At 64.5% G+C, this 23,416-nt stretch carries 16 protein-coding genes and 2 pseudogenes; 9 read left to right on the forward strand and 9 right to left on the reverse strand.

Annotated elements, in window-relative coordinates:
* Positions 1–128 precede the first annotated feature (128 nt).
* Complete coding sequence (locus ACRSCF_RS01575; RefSeq protein ID WP_034368751.1) at positions 129–1,148, reverse strand: LysR family transcriptional regulator; 1,020 nt, start codon at positions 1,146–1,148, stop codon at positions 129–131.
* Positions 1,149–1,352: 204 nt separating this feature from the next.
* Here ACRSCF_RS01575 and ACRSCF_RS01580 point away from each other — a divergent pair, with 204 nt between their 5' ends.
* The 4 genes from ACRSCF_RS01580 to aldA are packed head-to-tail and all read left to right on the forward strand — an operon-like array spanning position 1,353 to position 6,136.
* Complete coding sequence (locus ACRSCF_RS01580) at positions 1,353–2,648, forward strand: MFS transporter (RefSeq protein WP_034368750.1); 1,296 nt, start codon at positions 1,353–1,355, stop codon at positions 2,646–2,648.
* A gap of 29 nt (positions 2,649–2,677) precedes the next feature.
* Entirely contained in the window at positions 2,678–3,865 is a 1,188-nt protein-coding gene (gene rhmD, locus ACRSCF_RS01585; protein WP_043823180.1) for an L-rhamnonate dehydratase, read from the forward strand.
* An 11-nt stretch (positions 3,866–3,876) separates the two neighbouring features.
* Positions 3,877–4,686 carry an HpcH/HpaI aldolase family protein gene (locus ACRSCF_RS01590; protein WP_034368748.1) on the forward strand — a complete coding sequence of 270 codons (810 nt, stop codon included), beginning with the start codon at positions 3,877–3,879 and terminating at the stop codon, positions 4,684–4,686.
* Between the two features lie 16 nt (positions 4,687–4,702).
* The gene (gene aldA / locus ACRSCF_RS01595) at positions 4,703–6,136 is read left to right on the forward strand and encodes an aldehyde dehydrogenase (RefSeq protein ID WP_244387734.1); all 1,434 of its coding nucleotides are present in this window, start codon (positions 4,703–4,705) and stop codon (positions 6,134–6,136) included.
* A 13-nt stretch (positions 6,137–6,149) separates the two neighbouring features.
* Here the strand turns inward: aldA and ACRSCF_RS01600 are convergent, their stop codons facing one another.
* Entirely contained in the window at positions 6,150–7,133 is a 984-nt protein-coding gene (locus ACRSCF_RS01600) for an alpha/beta hydrolase (protein ID WP_034368747.1), read from the reverse strand.
* A 58-nt stretch (positions 7,134–7,191) separates the two neighbouring features.
* A complete protein-coding gene (locus ACRSCF_RS01605) occupies positions 7,192–7,707 on the reverse strand; it encodes a MarR family winged helix-turn-helix transcriptional regulator (protein ID WP_016452095.1) in 516 nt (171 codons plus the stop codon).
* A 102-nt stretch (positions 7,708–7,809) separates the two neighbouring features.
* Between ACRSCF_RS01605 and ACRSCF_RS01610 the strand changes: the two genes are divergently transcribed.
* A complete protein-coding gene (locus tag ACRSCF_RS01610; RefSeq protein ID WP_034368745.1) occupies positions 7,810–8,787 on the forward strand; it encodes a tripartite tricarboxylate transporter substrate binding protein in 978 nt (325 codons plus the stop codon).
* Between the two features lie 85 nt (positions 8,788–8,872).
* Positions 8,873–10,201, forward strand: coding sequence for a sulfatase family protein (locus tag ACRSCF_RS01615; protein WP_034368742.1), 1,329 nt, complete (start codon positions 8,873–8,875; stop codon positions 10,199–10,201).
* A 68-nt stretch (positions 10,202–10,269) separates the two neighbouring features.
* Here the strand turns inward: ACRSCF_RS01615 and ACRSCF_RS01620 are convergent, their stop codons facing one another.
* The 6 genes and pseudogenes from ACRSCF_RS01620 to tssI form a co-directional block, all read right to left on the reverse strand.
* Entirely contained in the window at positions 10,270–11,133 is an 864-nt protein-coding gene (locus ACRSCF_RS01620; protein ID WP_034368739.1) for a DUF4034 domain-containing protein, read from the reverse strand.
* Positions 11,134–11,430: 297 nt separating this feature from the next.
* Positions 11,431–11,958: a hypothetical protein gene (locus ACRSCF_RS01625; RefSeq protein ID WP_244451736.1), complete on the reverse strand. Its 528-nt coding sequence runs from the start codon at positions 11,956–11,958 to the stop codon at positions 11,431–11,433.
* Positions 11,906–12,931 (reverse strand): annotated as a pseudogene (locus tag ACRSCF_RS01630) (RHS repeat-associated core domain-containing protein); the annotation flags it as partial. The pseudogene ACRSCF_RS01630 and the gene ACRSCF_RS01625, both read right to left, overlap by 53 nt.
* Positions 12,932–13,149: 218 nt before the next feature.
* A complete protein-coding gene (locus ACRSCF_RS01635; protein ID WP_128422766.1) occupies positions 13,150–13,398 on the reverse strand; it encodes a hypothetical protein in 249 nt (82 codons plus the stop codon).
* Positions 13,398–17,962, reverse strand: a pseudogene (locus tag ACRSCF_RS01640) (RHS repeat-associated core domain-containing protein). The gene ACRSCF_RS01635 and the pseudogene ACRSCF_RS01640 overlap by 1 nt, the downstream one beginning before the upstream one ends.
* 87 nt (positions 17,963–18,049) lie before the next feature.
* Complete coding sequence (gene tssI, locus ACRSCF_RS01645; protein ID WP_432675182.1) at positions 18,050–20,404, reverse strand: type VI secretion system tip protein TssI/VgrG; 2,355 nt, start codon at positions 20,402–20,404, stop codon at positions 18,050–18,052.
* A gap of 463 nt (positions 20,405–20,867) precedes the next feature.
* On the opposite strand from tssI, the gene ACRSCF_RS01650 reads away from it, so the two are divergent.
* Genes ACRSCF_RS01650 through amt form a run of 3 tightly spaced genes read left to right on the forward strand, consistent with a single transcriptional unit; the run spans position 20,868 to position 23,366 of the window.
* On the forward strand, positions 20,868–21,599 hold the full coding sequence (locus tag ACRSCF_RS01650; RefSeq protein WP_016448601.1) for a TorF family putative porin: 732 nt from the start codon (positions 20,868–20,870) through the stop codon (positions 21,597–21,599).
* 23 nt (positions 21,600–21,622) lie between these two features.
* A complete protein-coding gene (locus ACRSCF_RS01655; RefSeq protein WP_012202241.1) occupies positions 21,623–21,961 on the forward strand; it encodes a P-II family nitrogen regulator in 339 nt (112 codons plus the stop codon).
* Between the two features lie 31 nt (positions 21,962–21,992).
* A complete protein-coding gene (gene amt, locus ACRSCF_RS01660; protein ID WP_026062912.1) occupies positions 21,993–23,366 on the forward strand; it encodes an ammonium transporter in 1,374 nt (457 codons plus the stop codon).
* Positions 23,367–23,416 lie beyond the last annotated feature (50 nt).

Here is a 23,416-nt window from a genome sequence, read left to right on the forward strand (position 1 = left end):
AGTAGCCCATGAACTGCACGCCGGTGTTGAAGCCCAGGCCGCGTGACAGCAGGCCGCCGAGCAGGCCCGGCAACTGCCGTTCCCCTGCGCCATGCGAGATTGCAGGTCGAAACGCGAGCGGTGCTGGCTCAGCCGGCCTGAGCCAGCCCCCGGGCCTGCGCGCGCAGCAGCGCGATGAAGCGCTGCTGCTCCTGCGTGGGCGCGTCGTCGGTGCGGGTGAGGATGCCGAAGGGCGCCATGGGCACGTCGATGCAGACCGGCAGCGCCCTGACCAGGCCCATGCGCAGATAGTCCTTGAGCGCGGATTCGGACAGCAGCATCACGGCATCGGTCAGCTGCACCAGTTGCTGCATGGAGTACACCGAGCTGCATTCGATGATGTCGGCCGGCGCGGGCAGCTCCAGGCGCTGCAGCAGCTGGTCGAGCGCGATGCGCGCAGGGCTGGTGGCCGGCTGCAGGATCCAGGGCCAGTCGCGCACCAGTTCCTCCCAGTCGAGCTTGCGCCGGCGCGCCAGCGCATGGCCGCTGCGCACGACGAGCAGCAGCCGCTCGTTGCCCAGTTCCTCGAAGCCGTAGCCGCTGCTGTCTGCCGTGGGGCTGCGCCGTGCAATGGCCAGGTCGATGCGCCGCTGGTCCAGCAGGCGCAGGATCTGGTCGCTGGTGTCGCCCATGATGCGCAGGCGCAGCTGCGGGCTTTGCGCCTTCATGCGGGCCACGGCCGTCATCACCAGGTCGGGTGCTGCGCCCATGATGGTGCCGATGGACAGGTAGCCGTAGCCGCCCTGGCGGCGCGCGGCCAGGTCCTCGGCGCAGCGGTCCAGGCTGTTGAGCGAGGCCTCGGCAAAGCGCACCAGCTGCGCGCCCAGGGCTGTGGGCCGCATGCCGCGCGGCAGGCGCTCGAAGAGCTGGCAGCCGAACATGTCCTCGATCTCGCGCAGCATGCGCGTGGCCGCAGGCTGGGACATGGCCAGGCTCAGCGATGCGCGGTGCAGGTTCAGGCTCGATCCCAGCGCCACCAGCATGTGCAGGTGCTTGTAGCGCAGACGGTTGAGCAGGCTGCGGTGCAGCACGGGCGGGGTGGATTCGGGCGGCTTGTCAGGCATAAGCGCAAGGTATCGGATGTGACCGAAATTCGATTTGTTGAGCATCGATCATGCGCCGTACATTCGCCCTGCGACAAGAAAAAACAGATCCAATCCAGGAGACAAGACATGCACAGCCCATCGCCTGTTTCATGACGCGCCGACGCGGCCGGCACCAACGCCGCGGCCGCGCTCGCACCTTCACAAAGCACGCCTTCAGCGCTCCGGGCGACCGGGCGTGACGGCCTCTCATTGCCTGCAAGGAAAGTCATGAAAAAACTCCCCGCTCCCCTGCTCGCCAGGATCTCCTGGCGCCTGCTGCCCTTTTTGCTGCTCATGTACATCATGGCCTTCCTGGACCGGGCCAACGTGGGCTTTGCCAAGGTGGCCTTCCAGGCCGATACCGGCATCAGCGATGCGGCCTTCGCCTTTGGCGCGGGCGTGTTCTTCGCGGGCTATGCGCTGCTGGAGGTGCCCAGCAACCTGATCATGCACCGCGTGGGTGCACGCATGTGGATGTGCCGGATCATGGTCACCTGGGGCCTGGTGTCGGCGGCCATGATGTTCGCCCACGACCAGACCACGTTCTACGTGCTGCGCTTTTTGCTGGGCGTGGCCGAGGCGGGGTTCTTCCCCGGCGTCATCCTGTACCTGACCTACTGGTTCCCGGCAGCGCACCGCGCGCAGGCCATGGGCTTTTTCTACTTCGGCGCGCCGCTGGCCTTCATCTTCGGCAGCCCGCTATCGGGCCTGCTGCTGGAGCTGGACGGCATCGGTGGCTGGCACGGCTGGCAGTGGCTGTTCGCGGTGGAGGGGCTGATGGCGGTGGCCGTGGGCATCTGGGCGTATTTCCACCTGGACAACCGCCCCGCCGACGCCACCTGGCTCAGCCGCGAGGACAAGGCGCTGCTGCAGGACATCCTCGACAGCGAAGAGCGCGCCAAGGGCGGCCACGGCCACAGCCTGCTGGCCGCGCTGTGCCAGCCGCGCGTGCTCTACCTGGCGCTGATCTACCTGCTGATCCAGGCCAGCGTCTATGGCGTGGTGTTCTATCTGCCCAGCCAGGTGGCGGGCCTGCTGGGCACCAAGGTGGGCCTGCTGGTGGGCGTGGTCTCGGCCATTCCCTGGCTGTGCGCGCTGCTGGCCGCCTGGTGGATTCCCGGCCATGCCGAGCGAACAGGCCAGCCGCGCGGTATCGCCAGCCTGACGCTGGTGATGGCTGCCGTGGGCATGGCTGCATCGGTGAGTTTCTCCAGCCCCCTGCTGGGTGTGGCCGCGCTGTGCCTAGCGGCGGCCGGTTTCATCGCCGTGCAGCCCGTGTTCTGGACCTTTCCCGCCAACACGCTGGCCGGCGCTGCGGCCGCTGGGGGCATCGCCTTCATCAACTCCCTCGGCGCCGTGGGCGGTTTCATCGCCCCCATCGTCAAGAACTGGGCCGAGGGCTTTTTCCACTCCCCGGCTGCCGGCCTGTACCTGCTGGCCGGCACCACGCTGCTGGCTGCGGCCCTGGTGCTGGGCGTGCGTGCACGCCTGGCGCCGGCCCTGGCCGCACCGTCGGCCGCCTGAACCACTTGCACACGGAGCACAACCATCCCATGACACAGATCCCCACCATCAAGCAGGTGCGCGCCTTCACGCTCAAGGGCGGCGGCGCCGACTACCACGACCAGTCCGACGGCCACTGGATCGACGACCACATCGCCACGCCCATGGCCAAGTACCCCGAGTACCGGCAAAGCCGCCGCAGCTTCGGCATCAACGTGCTGGGCACGCTGGTGGTGGAGATCGAGGACAGTGCCGGACGCGTGGGCTTTGCCGTGACCACGGGCGGCGAGCCTGCGGCCTACATCGTCGAAAAGCACCTGGCGCGTTTCCTCGAAGGCGCCCGGGTCACCGACATCGAGCGCATCTGGGACCAGATGTACCTGTCCACCCTGTACTACGGCCGCAAGGGCATCGTCATCAACACCATCTCGGGCGTGGACCTGGCGCTGTGGGACCTGCTGGGCAAGGTGCGCGGCGAGCCAGTGCACCAGCTGCTGGGCGGCGCCGTGCGCGACGAGCTGCAGTTCTACGCCACGGGCGCGCGGCCCGACCTGGCGCAGAAGATGGGCTTCATCGGCGGCAAGATGCCGCTGCACCACGGCCCGGCCGAAGGGGAGGAGGGCCTGCGCCGCAACCTGCAGGAGCTGGCCACCATGCGCGAGCGCGTGGGCCCGGACTTCTGGCTCATGCTGGACTGCTGGATGAGCCTGGATGTGAACTACGCCACGCGCCTGGCCCAGGGTGCGCAGGCCCATGGCCTCAAGTGGATCGAGGAGGCCCTGCCGCCCGACGACTACTGGGGCTACGCGGCCCTGCGCAAGAACGTGCCCACCGGCATGCTGGTGACCACGGGCGAGCACGAGGCCACGCGCTGGGGCTTTCGCCAGCTGCTGGAGATGGGCTGCTGCGACATCATCCAGCCCGACGTGGGCTGGTGCGGCGGCATCACCGAGCTGCTCAAGATCTCGGCCCTGGCCGATGCCCACCAGGCCCTGGTCATTCCGCATGGCTCCAGCGTCTACAGCTACCACTTCGTGGCCACGCGCCACAACAGCCCGTTTGCCGAGTTCCTGATGATGGCCCCCAAGGCCGACGAGGTCGTGCCCATGTTCCATCCGCAGCTGCTGGGCGAGCCCGTGCCCGTCAACGGCCGCATGCGCCTGTCGGCGCTGGACAAGCCTGGCTTCGGCGTGGAGCTCAATCCCGAGTGCGCCCTGCACCGCCCGTACACGCACTGAAGGAGCCCGCCATGCAACTGCCTGCCAACCCCTTCAAGGCCGCGCTGCGGCGCGCCGAGCCGCTGTACGGCATCTGGGCCGGCTTTGCCACGCCCTATGCGGCCGAGATCATCGCCACCACGGGCTATGACTGGATGCTGGTCGATGGCGAGCATGCCCCCAACACCGTGCCCACGCTGCTGGGCCAGCTGCAGGCCGTGGCGCCCTATGCCACGCACCCGGTGGTGCGCGCCGTGCAGGGCGACACCGTGCTCATCAAGCAACTGCTGGACGTGGGCGTGCAGACGCTGATGGTGCCCATGGTGGAGACGGCCGAACAGGCGCGCGAGCTGGTGCGCGCCATGCGCTACCCGCCCCATGGCGTGCGCGGGGTGGGCGGCGGCCTGACGCGGGCCACGCGCTGGGATGCCGTGCCCGACTACATCCGCACGGCGCATGAACAGCTGTGCCTGATCGTCCAGATCGAGTCGCCCCGGGGCGTGGCCAACGCCGCCGAGATCGCGGCCGTCGATGGCGTGGACGCCGTCTTCATCGGCCCGGCCGACCTGTCCACGGGCATGGGCCATGCGGGCGACGCCAGCCAGGGCGAGGTGCAGGACGCCATACGCCGCACCGTCGAGGCCACGCTGGCTGCCGGCAAGGCCTGCGGCATCCTCGCGCCGCGCGAGGAGGATGCGCGCCGCTATGCGGACTGGGGCTGCCGCTTCATCGCCGTGGGCATAGACATCAGCCTGCTGCGCCAGGCCGCGCTGGCCAATCTGGGGCGCTATCGCGCCACGCAAGCCACGGACCAGGCGGCCCCTGCATTCCGCACCTACTGAACCCAAGGAGAACTCCATGGCATCCCCTACCGTGCTGCGCAATTTCATCGCCGGCAGCTTCACCGACAGCGCCGAACTGCATGAGGTGACCAACCCCGCCACGGGCGCGGTGCTGGCGCGCTCGCCCCTGTCCAGCCAGGCCGATGTGGACCGCGCCATCGCCGCCGCGCGCGGCGCCCACAAGGCCTGGGCGCGCCGCCCGGCCGTGGAGCGCGCGCAGTACCTGCGCCGCGTGGCGGCCCGCATCCGCGACAACGCCGCGCGCATTGCGCGCACCATCACCGAGGAGCAGGGCAAGGTCCTGGGCCTGGCCGAGGTCGAGGTGAACTTCACCGCCGACTATCTGGACTACATGGCCGAATGGGCACGCCGCATCGAGGGCGAGGTCATCACCAGCGACCGGGCCAACGAGCAGATCTTTTTGCTGCGCAAGCCGCTGGGCGTGGTCGCGGGCATCCTGCCCTGGAACTTTCCCTTCTTCCTGATCGCCCGCAAGATGGCGCCGGCCCTGCTCACGGGCAACACCATCGTCATCAAGCCCAGCGAGGAAACGCCCATCAACTGCCACGCCTTCACCGAGCTGCTGGCCCAGTGCGAGCTGCCGGCCGGCGTGTTTAACGTGGTCTATGGCCAGGGCAGCACGGGCGCTGCGCTGGCCGGGCATGCGGGCGTGGACATGGTCAGCTTCACGGGCAGCGTGGCCACGGGCGAGCGCATCGCCGCAGCCTCCGCGCCCCACATCACCAAGCTCAACCTGGAGCTGGGCGGCAAGGCCCCGGCCATCGTGCTGGCCGATGCCGACCTGGACCTGGCCGTGCGCGCCATCCGCGACTCGCGCATCATCAACACCGGCCAGGTCTGCAACTGCGCCGAACGCGTCTACGTGCAGCGCCAGGTGGCCGACGAGTTCACGGCCCGCATCGCCCAAGCCATGGCCGCCACGCGCTACGGCGACCCGATTGCGCGGCCCGACGTGGAAATGGGCCCGCTGATCAACCAAAAGGGCCTGGACAGCGTACAGGCCAAGGTGCGCCAGGCCATCGCCGACGGCGCGCAACTGGTCACGGGCGGGCAGGCCGCAGACCTGGGCGCGGGCTTTCACTTCCAGCCCACGGTGCTGGCCGGCTGCCATGCCGGCATGGAGATCATGCGCAAGGAAATCTTCGGCCCCGTGCTGCCCATCCAGGTGGTGGAGGACCTGGACGAGGCCATCGCCCTGGCCAATGATTGCGAGTACGGCCTGACCTCGTCGCTGTACACGCGTGACCTGTCCAAGGCCATGCAGGCCATGCGCGAGATCGACTTCGGCGAGACCTACATCAACCGCGAGAACTTCGAGGCCATGCAGGGCTTCCATGCGGGCGTGCGCAAGTCCGGCGTGGGCGGGGCTGATGGCAAGCACGGCCTGTACGAGTACACGCACACGCATGTGGTGTACCTGCAGGGGTGAGCCAACGGCTCGCCTATCGCTTCACGGTGGCTGACGTTATGAACCGGGCAATGGTGCTGGAAACCCCGGGCACTAGCGGCAGCCCCTCCTTGTCATAGGTTGCAAGATTGGCAGCGCGATCGTTGGTCTCCACCTTCTTGAGCACATGGTTGGTGGCGGGCAACAGCACAAGCTTGGCGTTCGGTGCAGCCTTGGCCAGACGCTGAGCATCCTTTGGCTTGATCTGCAGGTCGCGCTCACCTTGAATGATGAGCACGGGTTTGGAATAGCCCGCTATCAGGCGAGCGGGGTCCAGCGCGAAGGTGTTGATGAGAAAGCCTTGTACGCTGGCATGGAACATGGTGTTGAGCGGCCTGTCCATCTGGCGGGTATCCACGCGCCTGCCTGCTTCCAGAGCCTCGATGACCGGTAACGCCTGGTCCAGGATCGGTGCATTGGCGGGGTCTTCCTTGAGCTGTTCCCGAAGCGTCTGCCCCATTGGGCGACCAGGAGCTGCTACCAATATCAGTCCGCAGATATCGGAGCGGCCCTGGCCAGCCTCCAGGGCGACCAGTCCACCTTCACTGTGTCCCAGCACCCAGACGCATTGGGCACCGGTCTCGCTTCGGATGGCGTCCACCCAGTGGTGCACATCTTCGGCATAGGCCTGGATGGTCACGGCATTGGGGTCCTCCACGGCCTTGTAGCTTTCGAACATGCCACGTTTGTCGATGCGTACGGTGGCAATGCCCTGGGTGGCCAGTTCCTGTGCGAGCAGTTGGTAGGTCGAGGCTTTGAGGCCGAACGGGCTGTTGCCGTTGCGGTCGGTGGGGCCTGAGCCGGGGACGATCAGTACGACCGGCGGCGCGCTTTGGCTTGGCATCAGCAGAACACCCCGCAGTGGGTCAAGTGGCCCCGTTGCCTGCAGCGGCTTTTCGCCAAGGACGGCCGTGGCCGGTGCGGCCATGGTGGTGCTTGCGCAGATGGCGGCCGCCAGGCCGAGGAGTAGAGCTTTCATGGGAAAGGCCGCAGAGTTGATCTGCGTGCCATTGGAGCATGCTTGTCTGTCGGCCCTGTCAGGTCGAGGCCGTGCGCTTGCGGTTGCGCGGCGCCTTGGGCGGCGGGCTGCTGGCCTCCAGCTCCCGCGCCCGGGCGCGGATGCGCGCAAAGGCGCTGGCCATGGCCTGCAGCTCGGGCTCGGGCACGGCGTCCATGAGCTCGCGGTTGATGGCCTGCACCTGCGGGAACAGCTCGGCATGCAGGGCGCGGCCCGTGTCGCTCAGGCGCAGCAGTGCGCGGCGCGCATCGCCCACCTGGCTCTCTTTCCACACCAGGCCCTTGGCCAGCAGCGCCGTGACCGCGCGCGAGGTGCGCGTGCGGTCCAGCTGCGCCTGCTCGGCCAGCTGCGAGGGCTGCAGCTGCCCGGCCTCGGCCAGCAGGCAGAGCATGCGCCACTCGCGCCGCGTGATGCCGTAGCGGCCCTCGCACAGGCGCACCACGCGGCTGCCAGCGGCCGCCTGCAGCCGCGCCAGGTGGTAGAGGAACATGTCGTCGAGCACGGCGGGGTGGCGCCAGCGGTGGAGGTCGGTCATGGACTCGCGGGCCGGTTTCGGGTTTACGCTAGGGATGATGGATTAGATGCATTGTCGGCGGCCTGCGTACATTGGCCGCAAGACAACGACAAGGAGACAAGTATGCCCAGCCCCCTCGCAGCCCTGGCGCGTGCCGCCCTGGCTTTGGTCGCCGCCGGCCTGTGCGCGGCGCCCGCCCTGGCCCAGGAATGGCCCAAGGCCAGGCCCATCCGCATCGTCGTGCCCAATCCGCCGGCCGGCCCGTCCGACATCTCGCTGCGCCCCGTGGCCGCCGCCATGCAGGCGGCGCTGGGCCAGGCCGTGGTCGTGGACAACAAGCCGGGCGCCAACGGCAACATCGGCGCGGCCGAGGTCGCGCGCTCCGCGCCCGATGGCTACACCTGGCTGTGGGCCATGGACCCCGTGCTCACCGTCAACCCCCATGTCTACAAGAACATGGGCTACAAGGCCGACGCGCTGGAAACCCTGGTCGTGGCCGCGCGCTTCTCGCAGACCCTGGTCTGCGGCCCGGGCACGGGCTTCAAGTCCGTCAAGGACATGGTGGCCGCCAGCAAGACGCGCGAGCTGACCTATGCCTCGGGCGGCGCGGGCTCGCCGGGCCACCTGGTCATGGAATCGCTGCTGGCCACCTCGGGCGCCAAGATGGTCCATGTGCCCTACAAGGGCCCCGCGCCGGCCATGCAGGACCTGCTGGGCGGCCAGGTGGACTGCGGCTTCCTGGCCGGCCCCACGGTCTTGCCCCAGGTCCAGAGCGGCAAGCTGATCGCCCTGGCCACCTCGGGCAAGACGCGCTCGGCGTTGGCGCCCGAGCTGCCGACCATTGCCGAGTCGGGCTTTCCCGAGTTCGACGGCACCTTCTGGATCCTGCTGGCCGCACCCAAGGGCGTGCCGCCTGCCGTGCAAAAGCGCTTTGTCGACGCCATGAACGAGGCCATCCGCGCACCCGAGCAAAAGGAACGCGCCAAGGCCCTGGACATCGAGATGGTCGGCTCCACCGTGGCCGAGGCCCAGGCGCGTGCCAAGGGACAGTCCGCGCAGTGGGCCGCCCTGGTCAAGCGCATCCACCTGACCAACGACTGAAGCCGCCACCAGGGCCTGTGGCCCTGAGGCATCGCCGTTTTGGCGATACTCCCTTTCCCAACGCATCCACTGTCTTCTGGCTCCCATGGCAACCCAGCGCCCCAATCTGATCTTCATCCTGGCCGATGACCTCGGCTATGCCGACCTCGGCTGCACGGGCGCGCGCGATGCGCACAGCCGCGCCACCGATGTCTCGCCTCGCCTGGACGCCATGGCCGCGCAGGGCATGCGCTTCACGCGCGGCTATTCCAACTCGGCCGTGTGCTCGCCCACACGCTTTGCCCTGGCCACGGGCCGCTGGCAGTACCGCCTGCGCGGCGCGGCCGAGGAGCCGATCGCCAGCGTCCACGGCGACAAGGTGCTGGGCCTGCCGCCCGACCATCCCACCGTGGCCTCGCTGCTGCGCGACGCCGGCTACGCCACCGCCCTGGTCGGCAAATGGCACCTGGGCTACCCGCCGCATTTCGGCCCGCGCATGTCGGGCTACGAGGAGTTCTACGGCTTTCACGCAGGCGGCGCCGACTACTTCGCCCACTGCGACCCGCGCGGCCGCCCCGACTTCTGGATCAACGAGGAGCCGCACGAGGAAGAGGGCTACCTCACCGACCTGCTTAGCCGCCGCGCCGTGGACTTCGTCGAGCGCCAGACGGCCGACAAGCCCTTCTACCTGTCCCTGCACTACAGCGCCCCGCACTGGCCCTGGCTCACGCGCGACGACCTGGAGGAATCGCGGCGCATCGGCGGCTTCGGCAAGCACACCGACGGCGGCACCATCGAGACCTACCAGCGCATGATCCACCACATGGACGAAGGCATTGGCTGGGTGCTGGATGCGCTCGAGAAAAAGGGCATGGCCGAGAACACGCTCATCGTCTTCACCAGCGACAACGGCGGCGAACGTTTCTCCAACAACTGGCCCTTCATCGGCCAGAAGATGGACCTGCTCGAAGGCGGCATCCGTGTGCCCCTGGTGGCGCGCTGGCCCGAGCGCATGCCGGCAGGCGCCGTCAGCGACACGCCCAACCTGACCATGGACTGGTCGGCCACCTTCCTGGCCGCCGCGGGCGTGGACGGCCACGCCGACTACCCGCTGGACGGCGTCAGCCTGCTGCCCCTGATGGAAGACGGTACCTGGAACCCCGAGCGCGACCTGTGCTGGCGCATGAAGCACCGCGCCCAGCGCGCCCTGGTGCGCGGCGACTGGAAATACCTGCAGATCGAAGGCGTGGAATACCTGTTCAACGTGGCCCAGGACCCGCGCGAACGCGCCAACCTGCGCGACCGCGAGCCCCAGCGCCTGGCCGAGCTACGCGCGGCCTGGCAGCAATGGGATGCTTCACTGCCGCCCATTCCGGAAGAAGCCAAGGTGTCGCTGGTGTTCAGTCGGCAGGATCTGCCTTCGGCGACGTTTTGAGGGTGTGTGTGCCCGCAGGCTGTGGGCGATAAAACAAGGCAGGCCTTTGGGCCTGCCTTGTTTCCTGATTACTGGTACGTCCTGACCATGCCCGCCCGTGCGGCCTCCGAGTTGTCGCACATGTCCTTGGCCTGTTTGTAGAGGGCCTGGGCCTTGCTCTTGTCCTTGTCGACGACTTCGTAATGGCTGGCCTTGGCAAGCACCAGGTTGTATTGGAGATAGCCGGCGCTGGCCGATGGCAGCGACTTCACGGCCTGTGACACCATTTGGTCCAGGCCCTCCAAGGACCCGCCCCAGCGCGGGCTCAGGTAGTTGAGGGCATTGACGCGGGCCGCCAGGTTCTTGGGATCGGCCTGATCGGCCGCCTGCAGCCACTGCGCCGCAGTACGCCCACCCACCTGGTTTTCCATCGCGGCCAATCCAATCAGCATCGTCTGCGGCAAGGCCGAGCGGGCATCCAGCGCCATGGCCTTTTGCAGATACGGCTGGGCCTTCGCGCTGAGCTGCTTGACACTGTTCCACTGGCTGCCCGTCACCCTGGAGGCCGGCGCCTCGCCACGCGCGCCAAATGCCTTGTTGCCGTAATAGAGGCCCGCATTGAGCTGGGCAAAGAACGACTTGGGCTGCTGATCCGCCCACATGCGCATCACGTTCTCTTCCTGCAGGCTCAGTTGCTGCAGTCCCAGCAGATCCCGCATGGTCAACAAGTCCCCGCCCGAGGAGGAAAGATTCTTCTTGTGCTTGCGGGCCAGCTCCTTGTCCAGCGCCTCGAACTTGAACTCGCTGAGCAGTGCAGCCCTCTCGGACTCTTCCAGAGTGGCATTGCCATCGGGAATCAGCGGGCACTGCGCGGCGTAAGTGGCAGTGGCTGCGGAGAGAGACAGGGTTGCGAGCAGGATGCGGATCAGGGTTTGGGTGGGGTTGGAGGCCATGTGCGTCCCTCTTGGAAATGGAATGTGTTATTCAAAAATTTTCAAAATCAATGTTAGATATATTTGTCTTTCTCAAGACAATATATCCATCAAGATAAATTCGGCATCGAATGGTGAGCATCAGGCTCCATGCGATTAATTATCGACCAGCATGGTAAATAAATTATTCAGAAATTCAATTGCGTATGTTATGGATAAGCAATTTTTGCTGGGCAACTGTATGACTGAGGTTCATGCGGCATTAGCATGTTCATCCTGGAATGCTTGGGGCTTGTTCAGCGAAGGCAGGCTGATTAATTATTTTGTCAATTTCGGATTGTGAATAGAGACTATATCGTTCAAGCAGTCATTGTTGTTGCACGATAATACTACGTGTTTGTCTTTCACATAAAATTTTCCTTCAAAGAAGCCGCTTGAATTAAAATTTTTTACGGCTTCGTTTTTTAAATTGAACTGCATAACTCTTCCCCAGTCATAGGATTTGTAGTCAATCAATGCGTCTTTTCTTTCAAGAAGCCCGCCAAATTCTCCTGCAGGAAAATATATATCGAGAGTTTTTCTATTCTTTTTGCTGAAAAATGGTGTGCTCACAATAAGTAGTGATTCTTTGTCTGCGAATTGAGTAGGCAGAGTCCATTTGCCTTTTACGGTTATGCATTTTTTGCTATTGGGTATGCAGAATTCGGAGGTTTTGGTATTTGAGTAAAAGAAATATATAGCACCCGTGACCGTGAAAGAAGTCAGCAAAATACCAGCAATATATTTTTTCATTTTATTCACATTCATCAGATGTTGAAATGGTCCAATTCCCTCGCCCTGCTGCATGAGCTGAATTGTCATAACCTTTGGGTGTGGCGCTAACCATTGCGCCGTATTCCGCGGCAACAGCTTTCGCTCCCGATAATCCACCAGAAGTTCCCGCAGCGATCAATGCGTCTGAGCCAAACTCAAACCCGATCTCTGCGGCCGTGAGTGCATCTATTTTTCTTTGTTTGTCTAAATATCTTAGTGCCTCGTTATCCCATTCACTCATCGGGGTACCTCGCGAGAGTTTTGCTACCAACTCTTCATATGCCTGCTTTCTCTTTAAAATTGCATCACATTTACACGATCTCTTTTTTGCGGATTTCCTTCCGGAAACAACACCCCACAAATCTAAAGCGCCTCCTGCAATATCAAAAAGACCGAGAGGGTCCATAGCGATAGTTGGTGATTTTGGGTATGAAGTATTATGAGATCCCCCCGCTAACCCAATCGGATCCTGATTGATATAGCTCCCCACCACCGGATCGTAATACCGATGCCGGTTGTAATACAGCCCCGTTTCCCTGTCATGGTGCTGCCCTGGCAGCCGGATCGCCTGGAGGATGCCTTGCGGGTTGTACTCCTGCAGCACATTGCCCCAGGGATCCAGCTTGCTACCCAGGCCACTTGGCCGGTCTGGTCCGTCAGGACCATTGGCGTGCCCAGTTGGTCGCAGTGGTAGTGAGATGGCGATGCGCTGTTGCCGCTCCTGTTCCTGCAGTTTTGCCTGCATGCCGCTCAGTAGGCGTGTGGTGCCCTCGGCCTCTTCGCCCAGGATCGCCTGGACGCTGGGCTGCAGGCTGTGCTCCAGGGTGTGGCGCAGGTGGCGGGCGGCCTCTTGCTGCATGTCCCTCGGCACGTCGCTGAGGGTGGTTTGCATGAGGGCCAGGGCTGGTGCCTAGTGGTCGTCGTCGCTATCCTGCGGCATGCCCGCAGTCATGGCTTGCCCCGGCAGGTGAGGCTCGTCTTGGGGATCGCCGCTGGCCATTGTGTTCCAGGTGTTCCGCTTGGTGCAGGCTGTGATTGTTGCTGTCGAATGTGTAGCGATTTGGGCTGTGAGGGCTGTACGAGAAGACATTTCTCATTAGCTTTTTCGCCACTGATCTTTAGTTTGTGTCGACACGCTGGATGGGGTGCGTACTCCGTGCATTTCTATGAATTTCGTGCAAGCCGTTAATTAATAAAACATGCCAAAAATCCGATATAACGCATTCATTTATTTTTATTTCCATCCTTCTGTAACTTATTTTTTTTATTTTTTGGAAAAATAGCAAAAATAATAAATACCACACCCAAAAATATACCACCACATTCTCCAAAAAAATCTAAAATCGGAAACGCCAACCAATAAATAAAATAGAATGGAGACGATTTTACACCTGTATGAATATTGACTCCATCGGGCAATCCAAGTGTAACAACAATAAAGAAACAACCAATTAAGAAAAGTAATTTTTTCATTATCTTCCCAGTCGAAAAATCCCTAACCCTTTCTTCCAATTATCTTTAACATCATAAGCATTGGAGAATGGATCTACTTTTGGATCAAATGGCATTTGATACGCTGGATCTCTACCTGCAGATACGCAGCGGCATCCCTGTGGAGGATCTGCAGTTGAATTTGCAGGGGGAATGAAGTCTGTGGATTTTTTTGAATCGCCAGATTTGCAAGCAAGTGAATTTTTATCAGAACAATCCCATTCAACACATGGAAGATCAAGCGGATCCCCTGGATACCCCGGATTTGGCGTTTGCGTCATGTTCGCGGCAGCCTCATATGCTGCACGACGAGGCAGATCGCTACGAGGAATAGGTCTTGGTATTTGTCCTCGTGGATAGTATGTTCCCGCCGCAGGGGGACCAATTGAGCGTAATCCCATCGGATCTATCCAATTCAATGGATTTTCAGGGTAATTGAAATGATTAGTTCCGCCTAACCAACCAATCGGATCCTGATTCACATAACTCCCCACCACCGGATCGTAATACCGATGCCGGTTGTAATACAGCCCCGTTTCCCTGTCATGGTGCTGCCCTGGCAGCCGGATCGCCTGGTGGATGCCTTGCGGGTTGTACTCCTGCAGCACATTGCCCCAAGGGTCCAGCTTGGCCGCCCAGGTGACTAGCCCCCGTTGGTCGGTCAGGGCCATGGGCGTGCCCAGATGGTCGCAGTGGTAGTGGTGGATGGCGATGCGGGCGTGCTGTTCTTTTTCCTGTTTCTGCAGTTGGGTCTGCATGCCGGTGAGCAGGCGGGCCGTGCCCTCGGCCTGTTCGCCCAGCATGGCCTGGGCGCCGGACGGCAGGCCGTGGTCCAGGGTGTGGCGCAGGTGGCGGGCCGCGTCTTGCTGCATGTCGCGCGGCATGGCGTCGAGCATGGTTTGCATCAGGGCCAGGGCCGGCGTGTGGTTGGGGTCGTCCTGGTCGGGCAGGCCTGCGGCGATGGCTTGCACCAGCAGGTGGGGCTCGTCTTGGGGGTCGCCGCTGGCCGTGGTGCTCAGGCGCACCAGGGGCGTGAAGCTGCCGGGTTCGTAGATGGTGTGTTCTATGTGGCGCGTGTCATCGCCATGCTGCAGGCGCTCGGTGTGGATGAGGCGGTCGCCGTCCCAGCCGTAGTAGTGGGTGCGGGTGCCGGCGGGGTTGGTGCTGCTGTCTGCGCTTTCCACTTGCTGCTTGAGCCTGCGGCCCAGGGCGTCGTAGGTGTAGCGGCTGTGGTGGCGCAACTGCTCGGCGTTGCCCTGGATCTGGCTGCTGCGCACGGCGATGAGCTGGTGTGCTCCGTCGTAGTGCAGTTGCTGCTGGCTGTGGTCTGCATGCATTTGCGCGATGCGGTTGCCGCAGGGGTCGTAGCGCCAGACGCGGTCTTCGCTGAAGCCGATGCGGTTGTCTTCCCAGCGCTGCACGGGGCCTTGCCGCTGGCCTGCAAGGTGGCCCAGGCCCATGAGGTTGAAGTCGGTGTGCCGCCAGTGGGCGTGGACCTGGGCGGCCCAGCTGTCCTGGGTGTTCGTCTGGCCCGGTGCACCGGGTGCACCGAGTGCTGGCAGGCGGTTGCCGGCAGGGTCGATCTGCCAGCGGGCGGTGGTCTGGGGGTCCTGGCTGTCGGTGGCCGCTCTGAGGCGCCCGGCGCTGTCGTAGCCGTAGCGCAGCAGTTGTGCGGCCTGGCCCGGGGCGCCGGCCTGTTCGATGGCAACGAGCTGGCCCAGGCTGTCGTAGTGGTAGCGGCGGCCAAGGATCTGGCCGATGAGGGGCTGGACGAGGTGTTCCCTGCCTTCCATGCTTTGCAGGCCTGTGGTGCCCAGGGCCGTGAGGCGGCCCATGCTGTCCCATTGGCGTTGCACCTGCAGGGGGTGGTGTGCGTCTGCATCTGCTTCTGCATCTGCTGCGGGAGTGGGTGGGTGCAGGCTGCGGCGGACTTCGCGGTGCAGGGCGTCGCGTTCGAAGTCGATGAGGCCGGCGCCGTTGAGCTGCAGTCCGTGCACATGGCCTGAGCCGTAGGTGAGCCAGGCGATCTCTCCCAGGCCTTGCAGCTGGCTGTGCTGGCGTGCGCCCAGCGCATCCAGGCTGTGGGCGATGCGGTGTTCGTATTCGATCTGGTCTGCGCCGCCGCCCCCGTTGCTGTGCTTGCCGGGCCGGTACAGCTGCTGCACTTCTGCGGTGATGCGGCCCAGGGCATCGCGTTCCAGTGCTATGCGGCTTTGCAGTTGGATGGTGTTCTCTGCGGTGTGCTGCCAGACGCTGGCGGCCATGAGGCGTCCGGCCGCATCCCATTCGTAGCGGTGGGTCTGGGCCGGCGCATGGGCCGTGGCGGGCAGCTGGCGTTCGACCAATCTGCCGCCTTCGTCCCAGCGGTAGTGGCTGCTGCTTTGCCGTGCAGCGTTGCCGTCCGTGGCTTCCATGAGCTGGCCTGCCGCATCCCAGCGGTAGCGCTGCAGCCGCTGGTCAAACCCTTCTTCCTGCACGAGCCGGTCCAGCGCGTCCCAGGCAAAGCGGCTTTGGGCTCCGTTTTCGTTGACGAGACGCGTGAGGCGGCCAGCGCTGTCGTATTCGAAGGCCAGGGTGAGGCCGCCATGTGTTCGCTGGACCAGCCTGCCCCAGAGGTCGTAGCGCAGGTGGATGCTGGGGTCGGCGGCCGGTGCAGCAGGGCTTTGTCCCCCCATGAGAGGGGTGAGCGGGGGTTGGGCCGGTTCGATGCGCGTGAGGTGGCCTGCGCTGTCGTAGTGGTAGCGCTCGATCTGGCCGTTGGGCAGTTCGCTGGCCACGATGCGGCCCTGGCCGTCGCGCTGGTGGCGTTGGCGCTGGCCCAGGGCGTTGCCCACTTCGATGAGCGCACCCCAGCGGTCGTAGTGGTAGTGCGTGCTGTGGCCCGAGCAGTCGGTGTAGCTGAGCAGTTGGCCCGCATCGCTCCAGGCCAGCTGTTTGCTGCCGCCCTGGGCGTCTTCGATGCGCCGGGGGCTGTCGCAGGTGAGCGGCGCTTCCTGGGGTCGGGGTAGTGGTAGCGCTCGGTGCTGCCGTCGGCCTGGGTGATCTGGGTGAGACGGCCCCAGGCGTCGTATTGGTAGCCGGTGGTGGCCCCTGCCGTGTCGGTGGTGCTGAGCAGGCGGCCCGTGGCATCGTCATGCTCCTGCTGGGTGCTGCGCCCGTCGGGCAGTTGCACGCCGATGAGCCGGCCCTGGCCGTCGCGCCTGAGGTGGACGCTGCGGCCCAGCGGGTCGGTGCGAGAGGCCAGGCGGCCGAAGCTGTCGTAGCTTTGCAGCCAGCGGCTGCCGTCGGCCTTGTGGTGGGCGATGAGGCGCGACAGGCCCGCTGTGCCTTCGAAGTAGTAGGTCTCGATGCGATCCAGGCTGTCGCTGACGCGGGTGGCCGCGCGCGGCTGGCCGTCCGGGCCCGGCGGTTGGCTGAGGTAGTCGAAGCGGTAGGACAGCCCTTCCTGGTTGCTGTGTTCGATGACGCGGGCGCCGGGCTGGGCGCTCTCGTAGCGGTAGCGGTGCCAGGGTCCGCTGGCATGGCGGTGGGCGCTGATGCGGTGGTGGTCCCATTCGAATTCGCGCACGAGCTGGCCTGCGCGGTCGTGGACGGTGATGAGGTCGCCTGCGCTGCTGTAGCCGTAGCGCACGAGCGTGATGGGAGCGATGGGGGTGGACACGGGATGCAACGGGTCCTGCGTGAGGTCGACCCCGATGAGGCGCCAGCCATCGTCGGCGCCCCACAGTCCGTTCAGGCCCTGCGCGTCCTTGCCGCCGTGGATGCGCTGGTGCAGCAGGCGGTAGCGCCGGCCTGTGCCGTCGCTCAGGGAGACCAGGCGGCCTGCGGGCAGCGGTTCCGGACTGCCGTTGACGTCCGGGGCCGTGGTCTTGCCGTCGCTGTAGTGGTAGAGCTGGCGGCGTCCGAAGCGGTCGATCTGGGCCATGAGGCGCCAGGGGCCATCGACCGACTCACCGGGCGGGGGGCCAAAGCCCCAGAGGGTGTCGCCATCGCCGCTGAAGGCCAGGATGGCCTCGGGATTGCACGCCAGCGCCGCCTCCACATGCGACCAGCGCGGGTTCGCAGCCCAGGGCGCTGTGCCGCCGTCCGGCTCCGGGCTGCCGCCGCGCAGCAGCCAGATGTCTTCGCTGGCACTGTGCAGCTGGCCGCCCGGGGCCAGAGGCTGGTCGAAGGTGATGACGCGGCCGCTGGCGTCCAGCAGCAAGGTGGCCTCTTCCTGCAGGCGGATGCTGAGCTCCTGCAGCAGGTGCCAGCCATGGCCCAGCAGCCCGCAGGCCGCGCCGTGCTCGGGGTTGACGTAGCTGCTGTACTGGCGCTGCCAGGCCACGGGCAGCGCAGCCGATGGCAGGGCGAAGTCCAGGTCTTGTGCGCCCAGCAGGACCTTGGCGCCGAGCTGGGGGTTGACGGGGGAGCTGACGGTGATGCCGCCCGGGCAGACGGAGCAGGCCAGGCCCCCCTGGCTGCCGATGAGCACGGTGCGCGAGCCGGTGACGATCTTGCCCTTGACGACGCTGTCGGTGATGCGGGCTGCGGGTTGGCCACTCATGCGAGGCTGCTCCTGGAGAGGTGAGAGAGAACGGGACGGCGGATGCGGAAGATGCGGGGAATGCAGGGGCTGCAGGACATGCGGGCCTCAGCAGTTGAGCCGGTCCATGGGCGAGAGGATCTGGATGTCGCCGGGCGTGATGCGGATGGTGCTTTTGCCGCAGGTCAGCAGGATTTCCTGCTGGGCTTCGAGCCGGATCTTGGCGGCATTGAGCTGGATGCTTTGCCCATCCATGGTGAGCTGCGAGGCCTTGCCACCTCCGCCTGCGCCACCACCACCGCCGCCATCGCCCCCACCGGGCGCCGTGATGTTCATGGCCATGCCGCCACCGGCGCCACCTCCCGCGCCACTGCCACCTCCGCCTCCTCCTCCCACGGTCAGCGAGTACTGCGAGCCCACTTCGGTGCTTTGCTTGCTGCCGACCTTGACCTGGCGCTCCTGCCCCACGGTGAGGCTCTGGTTCATGCCCACATGGGTCTGCATGGCCACGCCGATGTTTTCCATGTAGTTGACGCCGATGTTCATCATCTTCATCCCACCCACGTTCTGCATGTAGGCCATGCCTATGGTCTGGGTCTTGAGCAGGCCGACCGTGACGTGCCAGTTCTGGCCTATCTTGTCGGTCTCGGTCTTGCCGATGGTCTTGCTGCGGTTCTTGCCGATGGAGATGTTCTCGTCGATGCCAACGTCTTCATTGCGGTTGTCGCCGATGCTGATCTTCTCGTTATGGTCCACCCGCTCCGTGCGGTTGTTGTGCACGGTGATGGTCTCGTCACGGTCCACGGTCTCGGTGCGGTCGCGGTGGATGACGCTGGTCTCGTCCCGGTCGATGGTCTTGCGCCGGTCGTTGCCCACCCATTTGTCCTCGTCGTTCTCGACCTCGGTGAGCTGGTCCTTTTGCGCATGCAGCCACAGCTGTTCTTGCCCGGCCTTGTCCTCGAAGCGGATGGCGTTGGCGTCGCCCGGGCCGTTCTTCATGCCCGCGCCTGCGGCACCGCCCTTGCTCGATCGGGTCTTGATGCCCGATTGCGTGGCGTTGGCCGGCAGCGCCCAGGGCGGCATGTTGGCCGCGTTGTAGACGCAGCCCGTGACGATGGGATAGTCCGGGTCGCCGTTGAGAAAGTCCACCACCACCTCGTGCCCTATGCGGGGGATCGAGATGGCGCCAAAGCCCGGGCCGGCCCAGTTGGTGGCCACGCGGATCCAGCAGCTGGAGTTCTGGTCCTTGCTGCCCAGCCGGTCCCAGTGGAACTGCACCTTGATGCGGCCGTATTCGTCGGTCCAGATTTCTTCTCCGGCCGGACCCACGACGACGGCGGTCTGCGGGCCCGTGGTGCGCGGCTTGGGCGTGGTGCGCGGCGGCGTGAAGGCCAGGCTGGTGGGCTGGGCCTGCAGTTCGTAGCGCTGGAAGGAGCCGTCTTCGGCGGCGCTGCCCTTGGCGCCCGGGGCGACGGCACTGACGCGGGGATTCTCCTTGAGGTGGTAGCTCAGGCCCGTGATCAGGTACTGCCGGTTCTGGTCGCCGCGCGGGTAGTTGTAGAGGCTGAAGGTGTAGCCCGTGGCCAGCGCCCGGTGGCAGGACTGGCCCCGCACCCGGCTGCGGCCCGTGAGGCCTTGCTTCAGGCGCACGCGGATGTAGGCATCTCCGTCGCCGTACTCCGTGTAGCCGCCCGGCCATTCGTAGGTTTCATGGCCGTCGTGCGCATGGCCCGGTGGATCGCGGCGCATGTGGGAAAGTTCGGCCCGGGGCTTTTTGAAGTCGTAGTCGTCGATGTAATGGCGGCCCGGCTTGATTTCCTGCTCCAGCTGCCAGGCGTGGATGTTTTCCTGGTCGCCTGCGGCGGCTTTTTCCGGGGGATAGAAGGGAATGGATTCGCCGCCGGGCAATGCGCCGTGCGAGGCAATGATGTCGTCGCACAGCACCAGGGTGTGCCGGCCCGATGCGTGCTCGAAGAAATAGTAGATGCCTTCGTGCTCCATCAATCGCGAGACGAAGTCGCAATCGCTTTCGTTGTATTGCACGCAGTAATCCCAACTGCGATAGGCGCGCGTGAGTTTCCTTTGCATTGGATGGCCATAGACGCCCAATACCTGCTCGATGATGTCGGGCACGTTGAGGTTCTGGAAGATGCGAAAGTCGCTCTTGCGCGTGGCCAGCCACAGCCAGGGACTCAGCCGCGCCTTGTAGGCGTAGTGGCGATGGTCCTGGCCCTGCATGCCGAAGCGGGTGACGATGCCGTCGATGAAGCGCCTGCCGCCGCCCTGGGTTTCTATTTCTATGGTGGCGTTTTTGCCCAATAGGGCCTTGGGATCGATGCTTTCGTTTTCGCTGAGCATTTCCACATCAAGGCTGAAGAGCTGGCTGATGTTTTCCTGGCCGCGCAATTCACGGAAATGCAGTTCATCGCCCAATGGCGTATGGATGGTGACTCGGCGTGTCATTGTATGAACCGCCCTGGGGGCGGCCTCCCGTCTCTTGGTGAGCGGGGATCATAGACAAGCCGATGGCTATAGGGCAATCAAATGCAGGGTCAGATACATCCTGTAAATGTAAGCAATTTCCCATCTTGGATACAGGCATGTATTTGAATGGCAGGCTATCCAATCAGGCATGTTCCAAAATCAGGTAATCCAGTCTTGGCTGATCATGTGCTGTGGCAGGCGACCTGGGAATGTGCTGTACTGGGTATGAAAGCATTTGCACTTTTTTGGTGCATTTTTGGTGAGATGCCATGTGAGCGACCGCTATCACCGTAACGGTGCAGAACTTCTGCACAAAGCCGGTGCATGGGAGGATACTGCGGTGCTGCATTGGTAGGTCGGAAGGCGCCCCACCCAGCAGAAAAGACTGGCACGGTCCGTGCTTAACCCGGTTGTCACGAAATTTTTCAAACCGGAGGATCCCATGTCCCGTGCCAGCCTCAAGTCGCTCGCCATCGCCTGTGTCGCCATCGCTCCGCTCTGGGCCCACGCCCAGCTCACGGCCAATGTGTCCCTGACGACGAACTACAAGTTCCGCGGACAGGACCAGGACACGGGACGCAACAAGGCCGTCAAGCCTGCCCTGCAAGGCGGCTTCGACTACACCTTCGGCGACAGCGGCTGGTACATCGGCAACTGGAACTCCAGCGTGGACTGGCTGCCGGGCAACTCCCTGGAAACTGACTTCTACGGTGGCTACAAGTTCAAGGCCGGCGAGGTGGACCTGGACTTCGGGGCCCTGCAATACCTGTACTCGGGCAACTCCAGCGGCAACACCACCGAGCTGTATGGCGCGGCCACGTACGGCCCGTTCACGGCCAAGTATTCGCACACCGTATCCAAGGACTACTTCGGCTGGGCGGGCGAGAAAGCCGGCTCGGGCCTGTCGGGCCGCAATACCGGCTACCTGTGGCTGGGCTTCAGCAAGGAAGTCATGCCCAAGGTGACCGTGAAGGCCTCGCTGGGCTTCACGCGCTTTGCCAGCGACATCAAGGGCCTGGGCGTGCCCAACTATATGGACTACAGCGTGGGCGGTGCCTACGATTTCGGCGACGGCGTGTCGCTGGGCGCGGCCGTCACGGGTGCGAACAAGAAGTCTTACTTTGGTGACGTCAACAAGGCCCGCCTGATCGTGACGCTGACCAAGACCCTGTAACCGGACCTGAGGAGCTAAGCATCATGAAACTGGTGACCGCCATCATCAAGCCCTTCAAGCTGGACGAGGTGCGCGAGGCGCTCTCCGACATCGGCGTGCAGGGCATCACCGTGACCGAAGTCAAGGGCTTCGGCCGCCAAAAGGGCCATACCGAGCTGTACCGCGGCGCGGAATACGTGGTCGATTTCCTGCCCAAGCTGCGCCTGGAGGCCGCCGTGCCCGACGCACTGGTGGACCAGGTGATCGATGCCATCGAGGCCGCTGCGCGCACCGGCAAGATCGGTGACGGCAAGATCTTCGTGCTGCCCATCGAGCAGGCCGTCCGCATCCGTACCGGCGAGACCGGCGACAGCGCACTGTGAGTTTCAACCCCACGTTTCCCGAAAGACTGCCATGACCAAACGACTTCTTTCCATGGGCCTGGGGCTGGGCCTGCTGGCCGCAGGCGCCGCTGCCCTGGCACAGGAGCCCGCCGCCGCTGCAGCCGTTGCCGATGCGGCCGCTGCGGCAGCCCCCGCCGCCGCGGCGGCAGCCGAGGCGCCGGCCCCCGCGCTCAGCGCCGGTGACACGGCCTGGATGCTGACCTCGACCATGCTGGTGATCCTGATGGTGATCCCGGGCCTGGCACTGTTCTACGGCGGCCTGGTGCGCACCAAGAACATGCTGTCCGTGCTGTGCCAGGTGTTCGTGATCTTCTCGCTGATCACGCTGCTGTGGGCCGTCTACGGCTACTCGCTGACCTTTGCGGGCGAAGGCAACTTCTTCGGCGGCTTCGGCAAGATCTTCCTCAAGGGCATTGCGCCCGACACGCTGGCCGGCGCACTGCCGACCATTCCCGAGTACGTGTTCGTGGCCTTCCAGTCCACGTTCGCCGCCATCACCGTGGCCCTGATCGTCGGCGCCTTCGCCGAGCGCATCAAGTTCTCTGCCGTGATCCTGTTCTCGGTGCTGTGGTTCACCTTCAGCTACATCCCCATGGCCCACATGGTCTGGGGCGGCGGCCTGCTGGGCAAGGACGGCGCGCTGGACTTCGCAGGCGGCACCGTGGTGCACATCAACGCCGGTATCGCTGGACTGGTGGGTTCCTACATGCTGGGCAAGCGCATCGGCTTCGGCCGTGAGGCCCTGCCTCCGCACAGTCTGACGCTGACCATGGTCGGTGCCTCGCTGCTGTGGGTGGGCTGGTTCGGCTTCAACGCCGGCTCGGCAGGTGCTGCCAACGGCATCGCCGGCCTGGCTTTCATCAACACCATCGTCGCCACGGGCGCCGCCACCATCTCCTGGCTGGCCGCTGAAGCCCTGCACAAGGGCAAGGCCTCGATGCTGGGTGCTGCCTCGGGCGCCGTGGGCGGCCTGGTGGTCATCACCCCGGCGGCCGGCCTCGTGGGCCCCATGGGCGCCATCGTCATGGGCCTGATCGCCGGTCCCGTCTGCCTGTGGGGTGTGTCTGGCCTGAAGAAGCTGCTCAAGGTCGATGACGTTTGCGACGTGTTCGGCGTGCACGGCGTGGGCGGCATCCTGGGCGCCATCCTGACCGGCGTGTTCTGCGCCTCCAGCCTGGGCGGCATCGAGCCGGCAAACTTCAACATGGGCCATCAAGTGTGGGTGCAGGTCAAGAGCGTGCTGCTGACCATCGTCTGGTCCGGCGTGGTGGCTGGCATCTCCTACAAGATCTGCGACCTGGTTGTCGGCCTGCGCGTCAGCGAAGAGTCCGAGCGCCAGGGCCTGGACATCACCACGCACGGCGAGGTGGCGTACTACCGCTGATCGGTTTCCAGGGAGTTCATTGCGGATTGGCCTCGGTGCTTGCACCGGGG

The organism is Delftia sp. 11MD (assembly GCF_050907895.1).
Classification (GTDB): domain Bacteria; phylum Pseudomonadota; class Gammaproteobacteria; order Burkholderiales; family Burkholderiaceae_C; genus Comamonas; species Comamonas tsuruhatensis.

What these genes read in the sequence shown, in the direction of transcription:
- ACRSCF_RS01575 (WP_034368751.1), bottom strand. Translation starts at nt 1,148, where the DNA reads ATGCTCAACAAATCGAATTTCGGTCACATCCGATACCTTGCGCTTATG.
- ACRSCF_RS01580 (WP_034368750.1), top strand. Translation starts at nt 1,353, where the DNA reads ATGAAAAAACTCCCCGCTCCCCTGCTCGCCAGGATCTCCTGGCGCCTG.
- rhmD (WP_043823180.1), top strand. Translation starts at nt 2,678, where the DNA reads ATGACACAGATCCCCACCATCAAGCAGGTGCGCGCCTTCACGCTCAAG.
- ACRSCF_RS01590 (WP_034368748.1), top strand. Translation starts at nt 3,877, where the DNA reads ATGCAACTGCCTGCCAACCCCTTCAAGGCCGCGCTGCGGCGCGCCGAG.
- aldA (WP_244387734.1), top strand. Translation starts at nt 4,703, where the DNA reads ATGGCATCCCCTACCGTGCTGCGCAATTTCATCGCCGGCAGCTTCACC.
- ACRSCF_RS01600 (WP_034368747.1), bottom strand. Translation starts at nt 7,133, where the DNA reads ATGAAAGCTCTACTCCTCGGCCTGGCGGCCGCCATCTGCGCAAGCACC.
- ACRSCF_RS01605 (WP_016452095.1), bottom strand. Translation starts at nt 7,707, where the DNA reads ATGACCGACCTCCACCGCTGGCGCCACCCCGCCGTGCTCGACGACATG.
- ACRSCF_RS01610 (WP_034368745.1), top strand. Translation starts at nt 7,810, where the DNA reads ATGCCCAGCCCCCTCGCAGCCCTGGCGCGTGCCGCCCTGGCTTTGGTC.
- ACRSCF_RS01615 (WP_034368742.1), top strand. Translation starts at nt 8,873, where the DNA reads ATGGCAACCCAGCGCCCCAATCTGATCTTCATCCTGGCCGATGACCTC.
- ACRSCF_RS01620 (WP_034368739.1), bottom strand. Translation starts at nt 11,133, where the DNA reads ATGGCCTCCAACCCCACCCAAACCCTGATCCGCATCCTGCTCGCAACC.
- ACRSCF_RS01625 (WP_244451736.1), bottom strand. Translation starts at nt 11,958, where the DNA reads ATGCAGCAGGGCGAGGGAATTGGACCATTTCAACATCTGATGAATGTG.
- ACRSCF_RS01635 (WP_128422766.1), bottom strand. Translation starts at nt 13,398, where the DNA reads ATGAAAAAATTACTTTTCTTAATTGGTTGTTTCTTTATTGTTGTTACA.
- tssI (WP_432675182.1), bottom strand. Translation starts at nt 20,404, where the DNA reads ATGACACGCCGAGTCACCATCCATACGCCATTGGGCGATGAACTGCAT.
- ACRSCF_RS01650 (WP_016448601.1), top strand. Translation starts at nt 20,868, where the DNA reads ATGTCCCGTGCCAGCCTCAAGTCGCTCGCCATCGCCTGTGTCGCCATC.
- ACRSCF_RS01655 (WP_012202241.1), top strand. Translation starts at nt 21,623, where the DNA reads ATGAAACTGGTGACCGCCATCATCAAGCCCTTCAAGCTGGACGAGGTG.
- amt (WP_026062912.1), top strand. Translation starts at nt 21,993, where the DNA reads ATGACCAAACGACTTCTTTCCATGGGCCTGGGGCTGGGCCTGCTGGCC.